General features: G+C 60.2%; 16 protein-coding genes. 14 read left to right on the top strand and 2 right to left on the bottom strand.

Features of this window, described 5'->3' with window-relative positions:
* Positions 1-188: 188 nt before the first annotated feature.
* The 14 genes from I7X09_RS11260 (at position 189) to I7X09_RS11200 (ending at position 13,561) form a co-directional block, all read left to right on the top strand.
* Positions 189-992: an SDR family NAD(P)-dependent oxidoreductase gene (locus I7X09_RS11260; RefSeq protein ID WP_200316826.1), complete on the top strand. Its 804-nt coding sequence runs from the start codon at positions 189-191 to the stop codon at positions 990-992.
* Positions 993-1,046: 54 nt separating this feature from the next.
* Positions 1,047-2,168, top strand: coding sequence for a DUF5938 domain-containing protein (locus I7X09_RS11255; protein WP_003940189.1), 1,122 nt, complete (start codon positions 1,047-1,049; stop codon positions 2,166-2,168).
* Between the two features lie 73 nt (positions 2,169-2,241).
* Positions 2,242-3,762, top strand: coding sequence for an AMP-binding protein (locus tag I7X09_RS11250; RefSeq protein ID WP_200316824.1), 1,521 nt, complete (start codon positions 2,242-2,244; stop codon positions 3,760-3,762).
* A 205-nt stretch (positions 3,763-3,967) separates the two neighbouring features.
* Positions 3,968-5,347, top strand: coding sequence for an MFS transporter (locus tag I7X09_RS11245; protein ID WP_019745369.1), 1,380 nt, complete (start codon positions 3,968-3,970; stop codon positions 5,345-5,347).
* A 136-nt stretch (positions 5,348-5,483) separates the two neighbouring features.
* Positions 5,484-6,026 carry a VOC family protein gene (locus tag I7X09_RS11240; RefSeq protein ID WP_234036882.1) on the top strand — a complete coding sequence of 181 codons (543 nt, stop codon included), beginning with the start codon at positions 5,484-5,486 and terminating at the stop codon, positions 6,024-6,026.
* A gap of 2 nt (positions 6,027-6,028) precedes the next feature.
* Positions 6,029-6,793 carry an SDR family NAD(P)-dependent oxidoreductase gene (locus I7X09_RS11235; RefSeq protein ID WP_095968418.1) on the top strand — a complete coding sequence of 255 codons (765 nt, stop codon included), beginning with the start codon at positions 6,029-6,031 and terminating at the stop codon, positions 6,791-6,793.
* Positions 6,783-7,703, top strand: a complete 921-nt coding sequence (locus tag I7X09_RS11230; protein ID WP_095968419.1) for a 3-keto-5-aminohexanoate cleavage protein — start codon at positions 6,783-6,785, stop codon at positions 7,701-7,703. The genes I7X09_RS11235 and I7X09_RS11230 overlap by 11 nt, the downstream gene beginning before the upstream one ends.
* 58 nt (positions 7,704-7,761) lie before the next feature.
* On the top strand, positions 7,762-8,118 hold the full coding sequence (locus I7X09_RS11225) for a hypothetical protein (RefSeq protein ID WP_007732768.1): 357 nt from the start codon (positions 7,762-7,764) through the stop codon (positions 8,116-8,118).
* On the top strand, positions 8,118-8,552 hold the full coding sequence (locus tag I7X09_RS11220) for a hypothetical protein (RefSeq protein WP_166809079.1): 435 nt from the start codon (positions 8,118-8,120) through the stop codon (positions 8,550-8,552). Before I7X09_RS11225 ends, I7X09_RS11220 begins: the two co-directional genes overlap by 1 nt.
* Entirely contained in the window at positions 8,549-9,544 is a 996-nt protein-coding gene (locus I7X09_RS29395; RefSeq protein ID WP_095968422.1) for a dihydroxyacetone kinase subunit DhaK, read from the top strand. The genes I7X09_RS11220 and I7X09_RS29395 overlap by 4 nt, the downstream gene beginning before the upstream one ends.
* A gap of 32 nt (positions 9,545-9,576) precedes the next feature.
* Complete coding sequence (gene dhaL, locus I7X09_RS29390) at positions 9,577-10,206, top strand: dihydroxyacetone kinase subunit DhaL (RefSeq protein WP_234036881.1); 630 nt, start codon at positions 9,577-9,579, stop codon at positions 10,204-10,206.
* A complete protein-coding gene (locus I7X09_RS11210) occupies positions 10,203-11,096 on the top strand; it encodes a 3-keto-5-aminohexanoate cleavage protein (RefSeq protein ID WP_095968423.1) in 894 nt (297 codons plus the stop codon). Before dhaL ends, I7X09_RS11210 begins: the two co-directional genes overlap by 4 nt.
* Entirely contained in the window at positions 11,089-12,819 is a 1,731-nt protein-coding gene (locus I7X09_RS11205; RefSeq protein ID WP_200316822.1) for an IlvD/Edd family dehydratase, read from the top strand. The genes I7X09_RS11210 and I7X09_RS11205 overlap by 8 nt, the downstream gene beginning before the upstream one ends.
* 55 nt (positions 12,820-12,874) lie before the next feature.
* Positions 12,875-13,561, top strand: a complete 687-nt coding sequence (locus tag I7X09_RS11200) for an SDR family oxidoreductase (RefSeq protein WP_442800596.1) — start codon at positions 12,875-12,877, stop codon at positions 13,559-13,561.
* A 5-nt stretch (positions 13,562-13,566) separates the two neighbouring features.
* Here the strand turns inward: I7X09_RS11200 and I7X09_RS11195 are convergent, their stop codons facing one another.
* The gene (locus I7X09_RS11195; RefSeq protein ID WP_095968426.1) at positions 13,567-14,352 is read right to left on the bottom strand and encodes an IclR family transcriptional regulator; all 786 of its coding nucleotides are present in this window, start codon (positions 14,350-14,352) and stop codon (positions 13,567-13,569) included.
* Between the two features lie 92 nt (positions 14,353-14,444).
* Positions 14,445-16,001: an alpha/beta fold hydrolase gene (locus I7X09_RS11190; protein WP_200316820.1), complete on the bottom strand. Its 1,557-nt coding sequence runs from the start codon at positions 15,999-16,001 to the stop codon at positions 14,445-14,447.
* Between the last annotated feature and the right edge of the window lie 18 nt (positions 16,002-16,019).

The following is a 16,019-nucleotide window of genomic DNA, read 5'->3' as shown; positions in this document are numbered from 1 at the left end:
GCACGATCGCCGCGTTCGACCCAGTGTAACCCCTGGTCTTTGACGAGCGTGTAACGAAATCTTGACAGTCGTCAAGATTTCTCTTGACACTCGTCCAAAGTTGAATACTCTGTGACTCACACCACTTGGCAGCGTCGCTGTGAACGGTGGCATCGCGAGAGTCGTTTCAGTCATGGAGGCAGTCGAAAATGAGTGTGTTTGATCTCGAGGGACGAAAAGCACTGGTCACAGGTGGTGCCAAGGGGCTCGGAGCCGGTATGGCTGAGGCGTTGGCAAAGGCGGGAGCGTCGGTGATGATCGGCGACGTTCTCGAAGACGAGGGCCGCGCCACCGCGGAGGCTGTCGGTTCCGGCGGAGTGAAGACCGGCTTCGTGAAGCTGGACGTCACCGACGACGCGAACTGGGCAGAGGCGGTTGCTGCCACCGCGGAGACTCTCGGTGGCTTCGACATCCTCGTCAACAACGCCGGCATCGAGATTTCCTCGCTGGTGGTCGACCTCGATCCAGGCGACATTCGGCGCATGTGTGAGGTCAACATCCTCGGAACGGCGCTCGGAACCAAACACGGACTGCGTAGCATGCGTCCGGGCGGAGTAGCCGGCACCGGCGGTTCCGTCATCAACATCTCCTCGGTCGCCGCAACCATTCCCTTTCCCGGCATCAGCGGGTACTCCGCGACAAAGTCCGCGGTCGATCGCTTCACCAGGGTTGCCGCCGCAGAGTCGGGCAAGCTCGGCTACGGAGTCCGCGTCAACTGCATCTACCCGGGCCTCGTAGCCACCGAGATGGGGCTCGGACTCGCGGCGGACATGGAGAAGCTCGGCCTCTGGCCCAGTGCCGAAGCAGCAGTCGGTGACGTCGTCGGTCTCACCCCGCTCGGCCGTCTCGGTGAAGTGAACGACATGGCGGACGCCGTGGTGTTCTTGTCTTCCGACGCCGCACGATTCATCACCGGTATCGGCCTCCCGGTCGACGGTGGAATGGGCATGTAACTCGCCCCGATTCGTAACTATCCCCTTCTCTCGTCTTCGAAAGGTTCCACGAACATGTCCGAAAAGAAGCCAGTCATCGTCTACGGCGTCTCCGGGTACACCGGTCGCCTGGTGTGTGAATACCTGCGCGAGTTCAACATCCCGTTCATCGCTGCCGGCCGAGACGCCGCTCGCATTCAAGAGGTACTCGACAAGATCCCCGGTTTGGACACCGTCGATCACGAGGTCGTCGAGGTCGAGCACACTGTCGAGGCGCTCACCGAATTGTTCACCGGTGCACAGGTTGTCAGCAACATGGTCGGGCCGTTCATCAAGCTTGGCGGCACCGTCGTGGAGGCCGCGTTGAATGCCGGTTGCCACTACATGGACACCACCGGTGAGCAGGACTGGGTACTCGACGTCCAGGAGAAGTTCAGCGACAAGTACCAGGAGAAGGGCCTGCTTCTCTCACCCGGCATCGCGCAGATGTACACCACCGGTGAGATCGCGGCCAACATCGCACTGGAAACGCCGGGCCTCGATACGCTCGACATTCTGGTGCTGTGGAAGGGATTCCCCACTTACGCCTCCACTCAGACGATCTTCACCATCCTCAAGGCGAACTGGTACTACCTCGAGCAGAACAAGTACGTGCAGTGGGCGCCCGGTCAGACTTTCGACGTCGTCGTTCCCGGCCAGCACGAAACCGCGCTGGCATTGCCGTGGGGCGGAACGTGTCACCCGGTGTGGTTCAAGAACGATCCGCGAGTTTCCAACGTCAAGGCTGCGGGCGGTGTCTTCGACCGCACCGTGATGGAAGGTGTTGTCGCGACACAGAAGATCGTGGAGGAGCAGATCAAAACCCTGCCTGCCGACGAGCAGGAAGCCGCCCTGGCCGAGATCGCCGGTTCGGTGCAGGCTGGTATGCCGCCTCGTGAGAATCCGCGTATCAACACCTCATTGGACTCCGTCTACGCGTCGGGCCCGCTCGGTCGCTCGCACGTCGTGATCCACGGCAACTGCAACTACAAGCAGACGGGCCTACTGCATGCATATGCAGCACATTCGCTGCTTCAGCAGGCGCCCAAGCGGACCGGGCTTGCCTCGGCGTGCCAGGCGTTCGGCCATCGCGAACTGCTCGGCGCGCTACGTAGTTTCGGGCTGGCGCTGGAACCGGAAGTAACCATCAACGCCTAGCTCGTCATCCTCGTCATCATGTTCACGGCTCCCGGCGTGCATCGCGCCGGGAGCCCCGCCCTGGAGGCTCCCCATGCGTTTGACCGACTATCTCGACAAGGGAGCCTCTCTGGGTTCCACCGCACCGTGTTTGACGATGGGGGAGCGCACTCTCTCCTACGGCGAGGTGCAACAGTTCAGTCGACGCTTCGCAGCGTCGCTCGCGGCTTCGGGCATCGGGCCGGACGAGAAGGTCGCGATTCTGTCCGGCAATGACCCGATCTCGTTCTCCTGCGTGTTCGGTATCAGCAGGGCCGGCGCGGTCTGGTGCCCGATCAACCCTCGTAACGAAGCCGCGGAAAATCGGGATCTGTTGGATCTGTTCGACTGTCGTGCGCTGTTCTTCCAGAAGTCGTACGCGTCGCTGGTCGACCAGATCAAGGACGCGCTTCCCCAGTTGGTGACGCTCGTCTGCATCGACGGCGAATGGGAATCGGCTCTGTCTCTCGAAAGCTGGCTCGGGGAACAAGAACTCGATGTCGTTGCACCCGACGACGTCACTATGCTGGTCGGCACCGGTGGTACGACGGGTCGGCCGAAGGGCGTGATGCTGACCGGGCACAACATCGAGACGATGACGGCCATCACCTTGATGAGCTATCCGTTCGAGGGACGACCGGTGTATCTGGCGTTGGCGCCGTTGACTCACGCCGCCGGTGTTCTGTGCTTCCCGATCATGGCCCTCGGCGGCGAAGTGGTGATCATGCCGAAGCCCGATCTCGGGTACTTCCTCGCGAACGTTCAGAAGCACAAGGTGACTCACACCTTCCTGCCGCCGACGCTCATCTACATGTTGCTCGAGCACGAGAGCCTTGCGGCCACGGATCTCAGCTCGTTGCAGTGCTTCTGGTACGGCGCGGCACCGATCTCCCCGACCAGGCTCGAGGAGGCGATCGACAAGATCGGCCCGGTCATGGCTCAGCTGTTCGGGCAAAGTGAAGCCCCCATGATGATCTCGACGATGTCACCGAAGGAACACTTCGGCCCGGACGGCACTGTCGCAACGTCGCGACTTTCCTCGGCCGGTCGACCGTCGCCGTTGGTGACCGTGGGGATCATGGACGACAAAGGCGCACTGCTCGACCGCGGGGAGCGTGGTGAGGTGGTGATCCGCAGTTCGTTGGTGATGGCGGGCTATTACAAGAACCCCGACGCGACCGCGGAAGCGTCGGCTCACGGCTGGCATCACACCGGCGACATCGGGTACCTGGACGAGGACAATTTCCTGTTCATCGTCGATCGTGCAAAAGACATGATCATCACGGGCGGTTTCAACGTCTACTCGGTCGAGGTGGAGCAGGCGCTCATGGCGTATCCGGGGATCCAGGACTGCGGAGTCATCGGATTGCCGGACGACAAGTGGGGCGAACGTGTTGTGGCAGTGGTGCAGCCACACCTCGGCGCCGCTATCGACGGCGCCGAGGTGATGGCTTTCGTGAAAGCTCGCATCGGAAGTGTGAAGACTCCGAAGCAAGTCATCGTCTGGGACGATCTACCTCGCTCCAAGGTCGGTAAAGTTCTCAAGAACGAGATCAAGAGTGAGCTGACTGGCTGAATGCCCCCGGAACGCCTATGTTTCACCGCGCGGAGTGCCTGTCGAAACCGACAGGCACTCCGCCTTCTTGTCACCCCGGCCGGTCGATTGCTCACGAATCGAGTACCGATCATCGGGAATCGTGTCTGTGAAGTTCGAACCGCGACCCGCATCGTCTCTGTGTCAGCCATCACAATGATGTGTTCGAATGAGTACGAGGTGAATCATGCGTCACGAAAGAACAGTCACCGAGCAACTTCCCCTTCCGGCCAGGACCGTCCGGAAGGTCATGCTCCGCTTCATGCCGGTCATCGGATTGGCATACATCGTCCTGTATCTCGACCGATTGAACATCGGCGTTGCAGCATTGACGATGAACAAAGAACTCGGAATATCGGCCTCGATGTTCGGGTTTGCGGCCGGAATCTATTTCTGGAGTTACACGATCTGCGAACCCCCGAGCAACTACATCCTCACAAAGGTCGGTGCGCGGCGCTGGATCACACGAATCATGATCACGTGGGGCGTGGTCACCATCGGAACCGCGTTCGTTCAGGGTGCCAGCGGATTGGTGGCAGCACGATTCCTGTTGGGTATTGCCGAAGCCGGCTTTTCGCCCGGCATGCTGTTCTTCGTCTCGAAGTGGTTCCCGAATCGGGATCGAGGCAAAGCAATGGCGTGGATCGTGACCTTCATCTGTATCTCCGGCCTGGGTACTCCGATCACCACGCACCTGATGGCTATCGACGGCTTTCTCGGGCTTTCCGGATGGCGATGGGTATTCATTCTCACCGGCGTCCCCGCCGTGGTCATGGCGTTTGTGATCTACAAGGTTCTGCGGGACAAGCCTTCCGAGGCGGAGTTCCTCTCCGAGGAAGAACGCGGTTGGCTCACCGATACGCTCGAGTCGGAGGCGCAAGAGCGCGAAGCGGTCGTCGGTAAGCACAGCTTCCTCCAGGGACTCGTGCACCCACGAGTACTGGTGTTGATCGCCGTGTTCATTTGTTTCACCTTCAGCCTCAACGGTTTCCAGATTTGGATGCCGCAGATTTACGCGCAATTCGGGATGAGCACCAATCAGATCGGATGGGTTGCCGCACTACCTGCACTGATTGCGATCGGACCGATGATCTGGTGGACGCGCCATTCGGACCGCGCCGGAGAGCGCCCCGTGCACTTCGCCATCGCCGCATCGGTCGCAGCACTCGGTTTTGCTATTGCTGCGCTGTTCTTCACCACACCTGTTGTCGCCATCTTCGGATTCTGCATCGCCGGGATCGGTCTCTACAGTTCGATGAGCATCTTCATCACCATGCCTTCGAGCTTCCTTACCGGCGCTGCCTTGGCGGCAGGTTTCGGTGTCATCAACGGAATGGGTAACCTCGGAGGCTATTTCGGTCCACAGGTCACCGGATGGATCAAGGACGCGACCAACAGTTTCACACCGGCGATCGGGGTGTACTCCGCGGTGCTGGCGACGGCAGCATTGATCGTGCTGCTGCTCAAGGTGATCACCAGAAAGGCCGACAAGGCCAACGCCCAACTGACTCTGGATTACCGGGCGGAGCGCGACGCCGGAACCTTGGTTGCACCTGAGCAGGTTTGAGCCGAGTCTCGGCCCGGAAGATTCCCGATCAACGGGAATTCTTCATTCTTCAGGCGAGCATGCGCAGGACATCATCACTTATCAGGATCACAGTCGTCGACCGTGGTTTCGTCGGCAACGAACAAACGAGGACTTCGTGAGTAGATACTTCGGGCCTTTGCGCCAATTGGGTTTTGTGGTCAACGACATCGACAGCGCGCTGAAGCATTGGATCGACGTTGTCGGCGTTGGCCCCTTCTTCTTCGTGGAGGACCAACCGTTGAACGACTTCGTCTTCCGTGGCAAGTCGAGTGCGCCTCGATTCAGTGTGGCGCTCGCGCACAGCGGAAGCGCGCAGATCGAGCTGATTCAACAACACAACGATGAGCCGTCGGCATTTCGCGAGTTCGCAGATCGCGGGCTCGAAGGACTTCAACATGTTGCCTACTGGACAACGGATTTCGATCGATATATGGAGGAATCCAAGAACCGAGGGCTTGTCGAATTGCAGAGTGGTAGGTCCGGTAGTGGCGCTCCGGACGAGCGATTCGTGTACTACGAGGACGGCCCGTATCCGGGAACAGTCATCGAAATCTCGGAGGTCAGGGGAAGGAAGGGTGATCTGTTTCGCGCAGTCGAGGCTGCATCGAAGGAGTGGGACGGGTCGAATCCCATTCGCGACATGAGGAAGGTGCTGTAGTCGTGAGTAGGAAGGTAGCGATCGTCACTGGTGGCGCATCGGGGATTGGCCTGGCAACGTGCAAACGATTCGCCGACTTGGGTTGGAATGTCATCTCTGCCGACCTGTCGCATACATCCGGAGACACTGCGCCAGAACCAGATACACGGACAGTCGGCGTTCGAGTGGATGTCACCGATGAGGGGGATATCCGACGGCTTCGCGACGTCGCCGAGAAGCTGTTCGGTCGTGTCGACACGGTTGTGACCTCGGCGGGAACCGCGGACAACGCGCCGATCCGGCACACCACACCCGATCGATTCAGGCGAACCCTCGAGCTGAACCTCGTTTCCACGTTTGCGGTGGTCAGGGAGTTCGTGGATCTGCTCGCCGGAGATGGCGGCGGATCGGTGGTGACAATTGCCTCGGTTTCCGGCCTACGCGGCAGCGTAGACCGCGCTGCGTATTCCGCCTCGAAAGGTGGCGTGGTCGCGTTGACCACACAACTCGCGATCGAGCTCGCCGGCGAGGGGATCCGAGTCAACTGCGTCGCGCCCGGATCGACCCTGACCCCGCTCGCCAGTCGGGCCCAGAGCCCTGAAATGCAGAGCGCCATCTTGCAGTCGATCCCGTTGAGCCGTTACGCGGAGCCGGCTGAGATTGCCGAAGTCGTGACCTTTGTCGCTGGTCCCGGCGCCGGTTTCGTGACGGGTCAGACGTGGACGGTCGACGGAGGTCAGTCGATGACAGCCGGTTGGAATCTTGCGAAGGAGCGACATGACTCTTGACACAACGTCCAATACAACGGAGAAACCGGTAATCATCGGAGTGCACGTCAACGAGAACACCATGCGCGCACCCAATCCCCACATTCCGTGGACGCCCAGCGAAATAGCCGACACCGCCCGCGCTTGTGAGGATGCGGGGGCGTCGTTGATGCATTTTCACGGTCGAGCCGTGGACGGCGGCGTGGATCACTCGGCGGCGACCTACGGAGAGATCGTCGAGCGGGTTCGGGCGGTATCGAATCTGCTGCTTGCGCCGTCGATGGCCAATGTTCCCGGCTACACGATAGATGAGCGGCTGTCGAATCTTGCCCCGAACCAAAGTGATCCGAAACGACGTTCCGACTTCTTGGTCGTCGATATGGGTTGTGCGGCGATGGACTTGATCGATGCGACGACAGGCTTGTTCGCAACCGATTCCAGGGTCTTCGTCAACGACACTCGAACACAGATCGAGTTACTTTCGCGCGCTGGTGAATTGGGAATGACGCCATACCAGACGTCATTCAACGTGAGTTGGACGCGCGCGATCTTCGCCCACGCAAGGGTGCGGAATCCGTCGTCACCATTGGTGATCGCTTTCATTCTCGGTGGTGACGAGTTTCCGGCTGCACATCCGGCGACAGCGGCAGGGCTACGTGCGCAACTGGACCTCCTGCCGGCTGATCTTCCAGTGGAGTGGATCGTCTCGGCCTACCGAGGCAATGTTCTTGCAGCAGCTGAAGAGTCGATCAAGCGCGGGGGCCACGTTGCAATCGGAGCCGGTGACTACCACTACGAAGAACTGGGATATCCCTCCACACCTGATCTGGTCACCGAAGTTGTTTCGATCGCTCGGCGGTACGGGCGTGAACCCGCAAGTCCTGATCAGGCACGTCGAATTCTAGGGGTGGATGGCCATGCGAGTAGTTGAAACCGAAGGTGCCGAACCTACTTTGGTTCATTCCTCTAACGGAAAGAGGGTGTGGATCATGGATTCGATTGCGTTTGCTTCTTCGGCTCAGGCCGGTGATGTGATCGTGACCGGATCACACGGAGGGACGAGTGCTGGAGAGTACGCCGTCGGGTTCGGGGTTCGTGTTGTGGTGTGCAATGACGCCGGCATAGGGAAGAACAAGGCCGGAATCGCAGGCTTGGCTGCGATCGATGCCCAGAAGATCGTCGGCATTGCAGTCGGACACGAGAGTTCGCGTATCGGAGATGGCAACGACGTGTGGGAGTGCGGCATCGTGACGTATGCCAATCCGACTGCGGTCGCAGCGGGTGTGCGTGTGGGCAGCCGCGTTTCCGAAGAAGTGCTGGCACTGATAGAGAGGAGCGTCGACTGATGTTTCGGAACATTGTCGGTGTGGAGAACGGTAGACAGATTGTCGTCATGGACAGTATGTCGCAGATCGAACGGTCGGACCGCGACCGCATCGTCGTTGCGGCATCCAACGGCGGTCAAGAGTCAGGGCGGATGGCGATTGCGACGGGCTGTGCGTTGGCTGTGCTGAACGATGCCGGAATCGGCAAGGATAACGCAGGGATCATCGGAATCGTCCGCATGGGAGATGCGGGACTTGCCGGCGTAGCGGTCAGTCACGACTCTGCCGAAATCAGCAATGGAATGGATATGTGGCACAACGGAACTGTCTCCTACGTCAACGAACCCGCGGCGTCGGCTGGGATACGGGTCGGTGACAATGTTCGCACGTGTGTGAGTGCGTTCGCGGTTTGCTTCCCTGTCGGTCCAATGTCGGCGTCCGAGAGTTCGTCATGATCGGCCATGTGGTCAATCGGCCCGAGGATGTAGTCCGCGAAGCGCTCGAAGGACTTCAGATCCTGCACCCGGAAATGCTCTCCTACCACCGAGATCCGTCGTTTGTGACTCGCGCGGTTGTCGCCCGAGACAAAGTTGTGTTGGTCTCGGGTGGCGGGGCCGGGCATGAGCCGCTACACGCGGAGTTCGTCGGATCCGGCATGTTGGACGCCGCAGTTCCTGGGTCGGTCTTCGCCAGTCCCACAGCCTTTCAGATCCGCGCTGCGGTCAATGCTGTCGAGACCGGACGGGGTGCCCTTCTCATCGTGAAGAACTACACCGGAGACAAACTGAATTTCTCGATCGCGGCCGAGTTACTCGGAACTGAGCGGCAAGTGGAGATCGTGATGGTCGACGACGATCTCGCGACGACGACTGCAGACGAGGGTGGACCTGGACGTCGTGGTACCGCTGCGGTAATTGCCGTGGAGAAGATTTGTGGGGCGGCCGCGGAACGGCACTGGGCGCTTTCCGAGATCGCTGACTTGGGGCGCCGGGTGGTGGCGGCGTCGGCGACGTTGGGTGCAGCTTTCCGCTCGTGCACGGCTCCCGGACAGGATCGTCCGTCCTTCGAACTGGCGCCGGGGGAGATGGAGTTCGGCATCGGAATCCATGGCGAGCGTGGACGTGAGACGCGTCCGACGGTTCCTGCAGCCGAACTCGTGGCGCAGTTGTCGGAGCCGATCCTCGATGCTGTCGGGGTGGAGCGCGGGGACGGTGTGATAGCGATAGTGAATGGGCTAGGGGCAACCCATGGACTCGAATTATCGATTGCCACTGCAGAATTAAAGTCTTTTCTCGAGGATGCCGGTATCGGTTTGGATCGTGTGATTGCAGGTTCTTTCGTCACTGCATTGGATATGCACGGGCTCTCTATCACCCTTCTCCGTTCGACCGAGGAGTTTCTGGATCTCTGGGATGCAACGGTACGCACTCCCGCACTCGCTTGGTAACTCGAATATGCACTACTGAAAAGAGTTTCATGATGACAATGTTGAGCGTCGGGGACACTCGGGCGTGGATCGACCGATTTGCCGATGCCGCCGAAGATCAATTCGATTCCCTCACAGATTTGGACCGGCTCGTCGGAGACGGCGATTTCGGAATGAATCTGCGGACGGGCCTGCGAAGTGCGGTGCAACGACTTCGTTCCGACCCGCCGACCAGTCCTGGTGAAGTGTTCGCCCGTACGTCGGATGCGTTTCTCGACATCGGTGGGACAAGCGGACCACTTCTCGGTCTGTGGTTCGGCCGGATCGGAGCAGTCTCTGGAGTTGAAGTGACCGCAACAGACTTGGCTTCTGCCCTAGGTACGGCGACAGCTGCGGTGCAGCGTCTCGGCAATGCCCAGGTGGGTCACAAGACCATGGTCGACGCCATGGTCCCCGCAACCAGCGCATTGACCGAGGCGGCAGTCAGCGGGGCAACCTTGTCCGCTGCCTTGAACTCTGCGGCCACGGCTGCGAGGCTCGGTGCCGAATCGACTCGCGCGATGCTCGCCCGCCGCGGACGCGCGGCCTACGTGGGAGAACACGCCAGGGGCGTCGAGGACCCCGGGGCATCGGCGATTGCCATGTTCTTCGCCGCATCCAGCTACAAGAGCGTTCCGGCATGAGCGATCTGCGAGACAAGGTCATCGTCACAGTTGCCCCGACGGGTGGCTTCCTCACTGTTGCCGACAATCCGTTCATTCCGACTCAGCCTGAACAGATTGCGGCGGATGTGGCACGCTGCCACAGCGCTGGAGCCAGCGTGGCAGCACTTCATGCTCGACGACCAGACGATCAAGCGACCTGTGATGCCGCAATCTATCGGCGGATGAATACTTTTGTCCGCCAAAGCTGCGACATCGTGATCAACAACTCGACCGGCGGCGGAGTCAACGGTGACATGGTGAGTGTTCGCAGTGACGGAACGCGCATCGTGGACTGGGACGCGAGGCTCCAGGGCCTGCATGGCGGAGCAGACACATGCACCCTCGATGCCATCACGGCCTATGTGACCTCACCGGTCGGTGAGGTACTGATGGACACGCCGCCCAGTCGTGCCGCCGAACTGGCAGCGTCAATGCGCAAACTAGGAATCAAACCTGAATGGGAGGCCTTCAGCCCGTCACATCTGCTCCAGGAGATACGTACGTTGACCGAAGAGCAGCCTGGCCCGCACCTCGTCAATCTTGTACTGGGACTTGATCGAACTTTTCAGAATGCGATGCCGTACTCCCCGCAGATCTTGCAGCAGATGGTGGAACACCTACCGGAGAAATCGGTCTTCTCCGTGAGCATCAGCGGGCCAGATCAACTGCGTGGTCTGACTCATGCACTCGTGCTCGGTGGGCACGTGCGTGTGGGAATCGAAGACTATCCGTTTCTCGCGAATGGGGAGCCGGCCGAGAACGTTCGTTTGGTGGAGAACATCGTCGACATCGTCCAGCGGCTCGGAATGCAGCCTGCAACACCTGGGGAGGCAAGGGCAATCCTTGGTTTGGAGGGTTCGGATGAGTAGAACACCGACGAGTAGAACACTTCGCTCGCAGGATTGGTTCGGAGGCAATGATCTCAATGCATTCATCCACCGCTCGTGGATGAAGAACCAGGGTATCCCTGATCGGATGTTCGACGGCCGACCGGTTATCGGTATCTGCAACACGTATTCCGAGCTCACGCCGTGCAACGCTCACTTCAGAGATCTGGCCGAGCAGGTGCGACTGGGTGTCATCGAAGCGGGCGGATTTCCAGTTGAGTTTCCGGTGATGTCATTGGGTGAGACGATCATCCGCCCCACCACGATGCTCTATCGCAACCTCGTCAGCATGGACGTGGAGGAGTCGATCCGAGCCAATCCGGTCGACGGCGTCGTACTGCTCTGCGGCTGCGACAAAACCACCCCTGCATTGGTGATGGGCGCGGCCAGTTGTGACCTCCCCACGATCGTCGTATCCGGCGGGCCCATGTTGAACGGCCGCCATCAAGGTAAGACTGTCGGATCTGGAACCTCGGTGTTCGAGATGAGTGAGGCAGTGCGAGCCGGGTGCATGAGCGAATGTGATTTCAGAGCAGCGGAATCGGCGATGTCCCGGTCACCAGGGCACTGCAACACGATGGGCACGGCGTCCACGATGGCGTCGATTGTCGAGACCTTGGGACTCACGCTCCCCGGTAATGCCGCGATCCCGGCAGTGGATTCACGGCGACGTGTACTTGCACGCGACAGCGGCGTGCGCATCGTGGAGATGGTCGCTGAGAACCTGACGATGTCTTCGGTCGTCGACCGAAATTCGTTCGAGAATGCGATCAAAGTGAACACGGCGATCGGTGGGTCCACCAACGCTGTGGTGCATCTGCTTGCCATCGCCGGAAGACTGGAAATACCCCTCGAGCTCAGCGATTTCGGCGAGCAGAGTCGTGACGTTCCTCTGCTGGTCAACCTCATGCCCTCGGGCACCTACTTGATGGAAGATTTCTTCTACGCCGGCGGGCTGCCTGCGGTGATCGCCGAGCTCGGAGACATCCTCCATCTGACCGCCGCCACAGTTACCGGAAAGACGCTCGGTGAAAACAACTTCGGTGAAGCAATCTGGGACCGCGACGTAATTCGTAGCACGACGGCACCGTTGCTGGAGCAAGCCGGCATAGCGGTGCTGACTGGCAACCTCGCGCCGAACGGTGCAGTGATCAAGCCATCTGCGGCGTCGCCGGACTTGCTCAACCACGTGGGTCGTGCCGTCGTGTTTCACGGAATGGATGACTTCACGGCGCGCGTCGACTCGCCGGATCTCGACATCGAGGCCGGGGACGTCATCGTCCTCACCGGTGCGGGGCCGAAGGGGTTTCCGGGGATGCCAGAGGTAGGTAATCTACCGCTTCCGCGGAAGTTGCTCGAGCAGGGTGTGCGAGACATGGTGAGGATCTCCGATGCGCGAATGAGTGGAACCGCCTTCGGCACAGTCGTTTTGCACGTTGCACCCGAGGCGGCAGCGGGTGGACCGCTGGGCGCAGTCAAGGATGGTGATTTGATCGAATTGGATGTCGCTCGTGGGGTTTTGCGTGTACTCGTCGACGATGACGAGCTGGCCAGGCGTCTCGAGGCGTTGCCGCCGGGCGTACAAAAGTGCACGAGTGGGTATCAACGACTGTTCGTAGATCATGTGATGCAGGCTGACCGTGGGGTCGATTTCGATTTCCTGGTAGGCAAGCGTGGAACGGAGGTACACGGTGACAATCACTGAGCGCGTGAGCCGAGTCGTGGTCGTGACCGGTGCAGGGTCAGGACTCGGCCGCGCAATGGCCATCGGTCTACTCGACGCCGGACACCATGTTGTACTGGCCGGTCGAAACAGAGCGAGTTTGGATGCGACGGGGGCGAGTCACGAGCGCTCAGTGGTAATTCCCGCTGATGTGTCTTCGCCCGATTCGGTTCACCGGTTGTTCGCGTCTGTGTCTGAGCGTTTCGGCAGACTCGATGTGCTTGTCAACAACGCAGGGACATTCGGGCCATCGGGGAGTGTGGACGAGATCGATCCTGAAGCCTGGAACGCGACGGTCGCAGCCAATCTCACCGGTGTATTCCTTTGTGCGCGTGAAGCGATTCGGATCATGAAAACGCAGGATCCGAGAGGAGGCCGGATCATCAACAACGGTTCGCTCTCTGCTCACACACCACGGCCCGACAGCGCCGCCTACACGGCGAGCAAACACGGTGTGTCAGGCTTGACGAAGTCGATCTCTCTCGACGGCCGAGAGTTCGACATCTGCTGCAGTCAAATCGACATCGGTAATGCGGCAACTGATATGACAGCCGGAATCGGCCACTCCGCCAGACAATCCGACGGCACCACCAAGCCGGAGCCGACGTTCGATCCACGTCATGTGGCGGACACCGTTGTGCAACTGATAGATCTACCACTCGACGTGAATGTCCCGACTCTGACGATCATGGCCAACCGTATGCCGTACGTCGGGCGTGGTTGACGGCGTCAACGTCGTTGTAGGACAGGGCGGACGACGGACTGGGCGCTCGAGAGATCGCGTGAGATGGCGATTGCCGTCGTCCGCACCGCCGCGTCGATACGGGTCAGATTGATTCGGCCGGCCATGCCGGAAATGGAGATAGCGCCGAGGACGTCTTCGTCGGGGCCGAATATTGGTGCTGCGGCGCCGACGATCCGGGGAAATGCTTCCTGGCGGTCGAAGGCGACACCACGCTTGCGAACACGGTCCAGCTCTCGGCGGAAGAGTTCGGGATCGGTGATGGTGTTCTCGGTGTGTGCTTCGAGTAGAGTGGGCATCGCGAAGTCCGAAGAGTCTGTGAAGGCCAATACTGCTTTGCCGGAACAACTTGCGTGTGCAGGCCATCGACCGCCGATCTGTTGCGGAAGGCGTGGTCCGTCGTCTCCGCGGAAGACATCCAGGTAAACCACGTCGAAACCGTCCAACACCGCGAGGCCCACATTGTGTCCGGTTGCTTCACGCAGTGCCGAGAGGTGTCGGCGCGCTGCTTCGCGGAGGTTTCGCTGCCGTGGAACGGATTCACCGATCTCGAACAAGAGCAGGCCGAGGCGGTAGTTGGTTCCTTGCCGTTCGAGCAACCCGACTCGGACGAGATCGTCGACCATTCGGTACACCGTTGTTTTCGCCATGCCTGTTCGGCGAACCAGCGCTGCTGCGCTGAGAACGCCTGAGCTGTCACGAAAAGTCTTCAGGATCTCGGTGGAACGACCAATTGCCGAAATCTCGCCGTCGGCCCGATGAATGGGACTCACCGAACTATTCTGTCTGCCTGATGCGCGATTGTCGAGGGGCAATCGCGCATCAGATCACGCAGGTCTTCCGGCGACGGGATCACCGGATACCGTCACGACTCGCACACCACGTCCTCTTCCGGCAGTGTGCCGTCGAGCAGGTACGAGTTGACGGCGGCGTTTGCGCAAGTATTCGCGTAACCGGGGAACACCGCATGAGTACGGCCTGGAACTGTCACGAGCCGTGAGCCTTTCATCGCTTCATGCATGCCGAGTCCTTCGTCGTACGTCGTGCGGGTGTCACCGGTTGCCTGAATCTGCAATGTCGGAACGTTGTTGTCGATGTCGATCCGCGTCGGGGCCTCACTGCGCCAGAATGCACACGGCATGATCGTGTTGTGAGTGCCGGCAAAGATCGGCTGATCAGTGCGGTGCTCCTCCAACTTGTCGCGGTACCACTGGGGATCGCTCGGCATCGACACGTCTCCGCAGACAATGGCGATTGTTCCGGCATAGTCAGGGCCGGTTCCCAACTCGGTCTGGAACCACGCCTGCATCAGTCCCGTCAGCTGGGGATGGATGTTCTCGACGGTCTTGCCGGCGGCGAGATCGCGCAACTGAACCAATACCTGAGCGAATGCCTCGCTCTCTGTCTCGGTGTCGCCGGTTCCGTTGACGTACATCAGGAATGGAAGGACGTGATCGTCTACGACGTAGTCACCGATACGAATCGGAGTGGTGGCAGCGTCCGAGATCAGCTTCTCGATGAGGGCTCGAACCTCGGCGGGCGTCGATCCGAGTGCATAGGTGGAGTTGTGTTCTGCTGCCCACCGCGAGAAACCGTCGATAGCCTTCTCGTTGGCCGGGCCCATGTCCTGGAACATTTCGTATCCGTATTTCTTCGGGTCCGGTGCACTGTCGAGAACTACACGGTCGATCCGGTCGGGGAACATTTGAGCATAGGTTGCACCCAGATATGTGCCGTACGACCACCCGAAGTACGACGCTTTTTCCTGGTCGAGAGCACCGCGAATCACGTCGAGATCGCGGGCGATGTTCTGAGTATTGATGTGCGGCAGATAGTCCGGGTACTTGTCCCAGCATTTGTCGGCGGCCTCGCGTGCGAGCGCAACACTCTCGTTCCACCCCTCATCCGTGGTACCGGGTGAACGCATCCATGTCATCTGCTCGACGCCGCAGTCGATCGGCGTGCTCTTGCCGAGTCCTCGGGTGTCCATACCGATGACGTCGTATGCCGCTGCGACTTCCGGTGTCATGCCCGCATTCAGAATCTCGGGCAAGCCCAGACCTCGGCCGCCCGGGCCGCCGGGGTTGGTGAGCAGGATCCCGCGTCGCTGCGCGGGGTCGGTGGAGGCAACCCGCGAGATCGCCACTTCGATCGTCTTGCCGTCAGCGGCGGAATAGTCCAAAGGTACTGTGACCATGGCGCAGTCACTTGCCGTGGATGTCGCGGTATCGGCGGCGCACGGCCCCCATTCGACAGTCTGATCGTAGAACGCGCTGAGATCGGGTTGTGGAGCTGTCTGCGGGGCAGAAGGTTCCGAGCACGCCGCCAATGCGGGCACAGCGAGTGCGGCCGCAGCGACGGTGGAAGCCAGCCATTTTCGTGGTCGAGGCATGCGTGATCTGGGCATGATGGATCCAGTCATTGTCGTGTCCTTGCGTCG

The sequence above is a fragment of the Rhodococcus sp. P-2 genome, from assembly GCF_016598535.1.
Classification (GTDB): domain Bacteria; phylum Actinomycetota; class Actinomycetes; order Mycobacteriales; family Mycobacteriaceae; genus Rhodococcus_F; species Rhodococcus_F baikonurensis.
This window is presented reverse-complemented; position numbering and strand designations above follow the sequence as displayed.

Excerpts from the sequence above, each read along its gene's own strand:
- I7X09_RS29395 (WP_095968422.1), top strand. The coding sequence starts at position 8,549 with ATGATCGGCCATGTGGTCAATCGGCCCGAGGATGTAGTCCGCGAAGCG.
- I7X09_RS11210 (WP_095968423.1), top strand. The coding sequence starts at position 10,203 with ATGAGCGATCTGCGAGACAAGGTCATCGTCACAGTTGCCCCGACGGGT.
- I7X09_RS11250 (WP_200316824.1), top strand. The coding sequence starts at position 2,242 with ATGCGTTTGACCGACTATCTCGACAAGGGAGCCTCTCTGGGTTCCACC.
- I7X09_RS11230 (WP_095968419.1), top strand. The coding sequence starts at position 6,783 with ATGACTCTTGACACAACGTCCAATACAACGGAGAAACCGGTAATCATC.
- I7X09_RS11220 (WP_166809079.1), top strand. The coding sequence starts at position 8,118 with ATGTTTCGGAACATTGTCGGTGTGGAGAACGGTAGACAGATTGTCGTC.
- I7X09_RS11200 (WP_442800596.1), top strand. The coding sequence starts at position 12,875 with ATGGCCATCGGTCTACTCGACGCCGGACACCATGTTGTACTGGCCGGT.
- dhaL (WP_234036881.1), top strand. The coding sequence starts at position 9,577 with ATGACAATGTTGAGCGTCGGGGACACTCGGGCGTGGATCGACCGATTT.
- I7X09_RS11260 (WP_200316826.1), top strand. The coding sequence starts at position 189 with ATGAGTGTGTTTGATCTCGAGGGACGAAAAGCACTGGTCACAGGTGGT.
- I7X09_RS11245 (WP_019745369.1), top strand. The coding sequence starts at position 3,968 with ATGCGTCACGAAAGAACAGTCACCGAGCAACTTCCCCTTCCGGCCAGG.
- I7X09_RS11190 (WP_200316820.1), bottom strand. The coding sequence starts at position 16,001 with ATGACTGGATCCATCATGCCCAGATCACGCATGCCTCGACCACGAAAA.
- I7X09_RS11255 (WP_003940189.1), top strand. The coding sequence starts at position 1,047 with ATGTCCGAAAAGAAGCCAGTCATCGTCTACGGCGTCTCCGGGTACACC.
- I7X09_RS11225 (WP_007732768.1), top strand. The coding sequence starts at position 7,762 with ATGGATTCGATTGCGTTTGCTTCTTCGGCTCAGGCCGGTGATGTGATC.
- I7X09_RS11205 (WP_200316822.1), top strand. The coding sequence starts at position 11,089 with ATGAGTAGAACACCGACGAGTAGAACACTTCGCTCGCAGGATTGGTTC.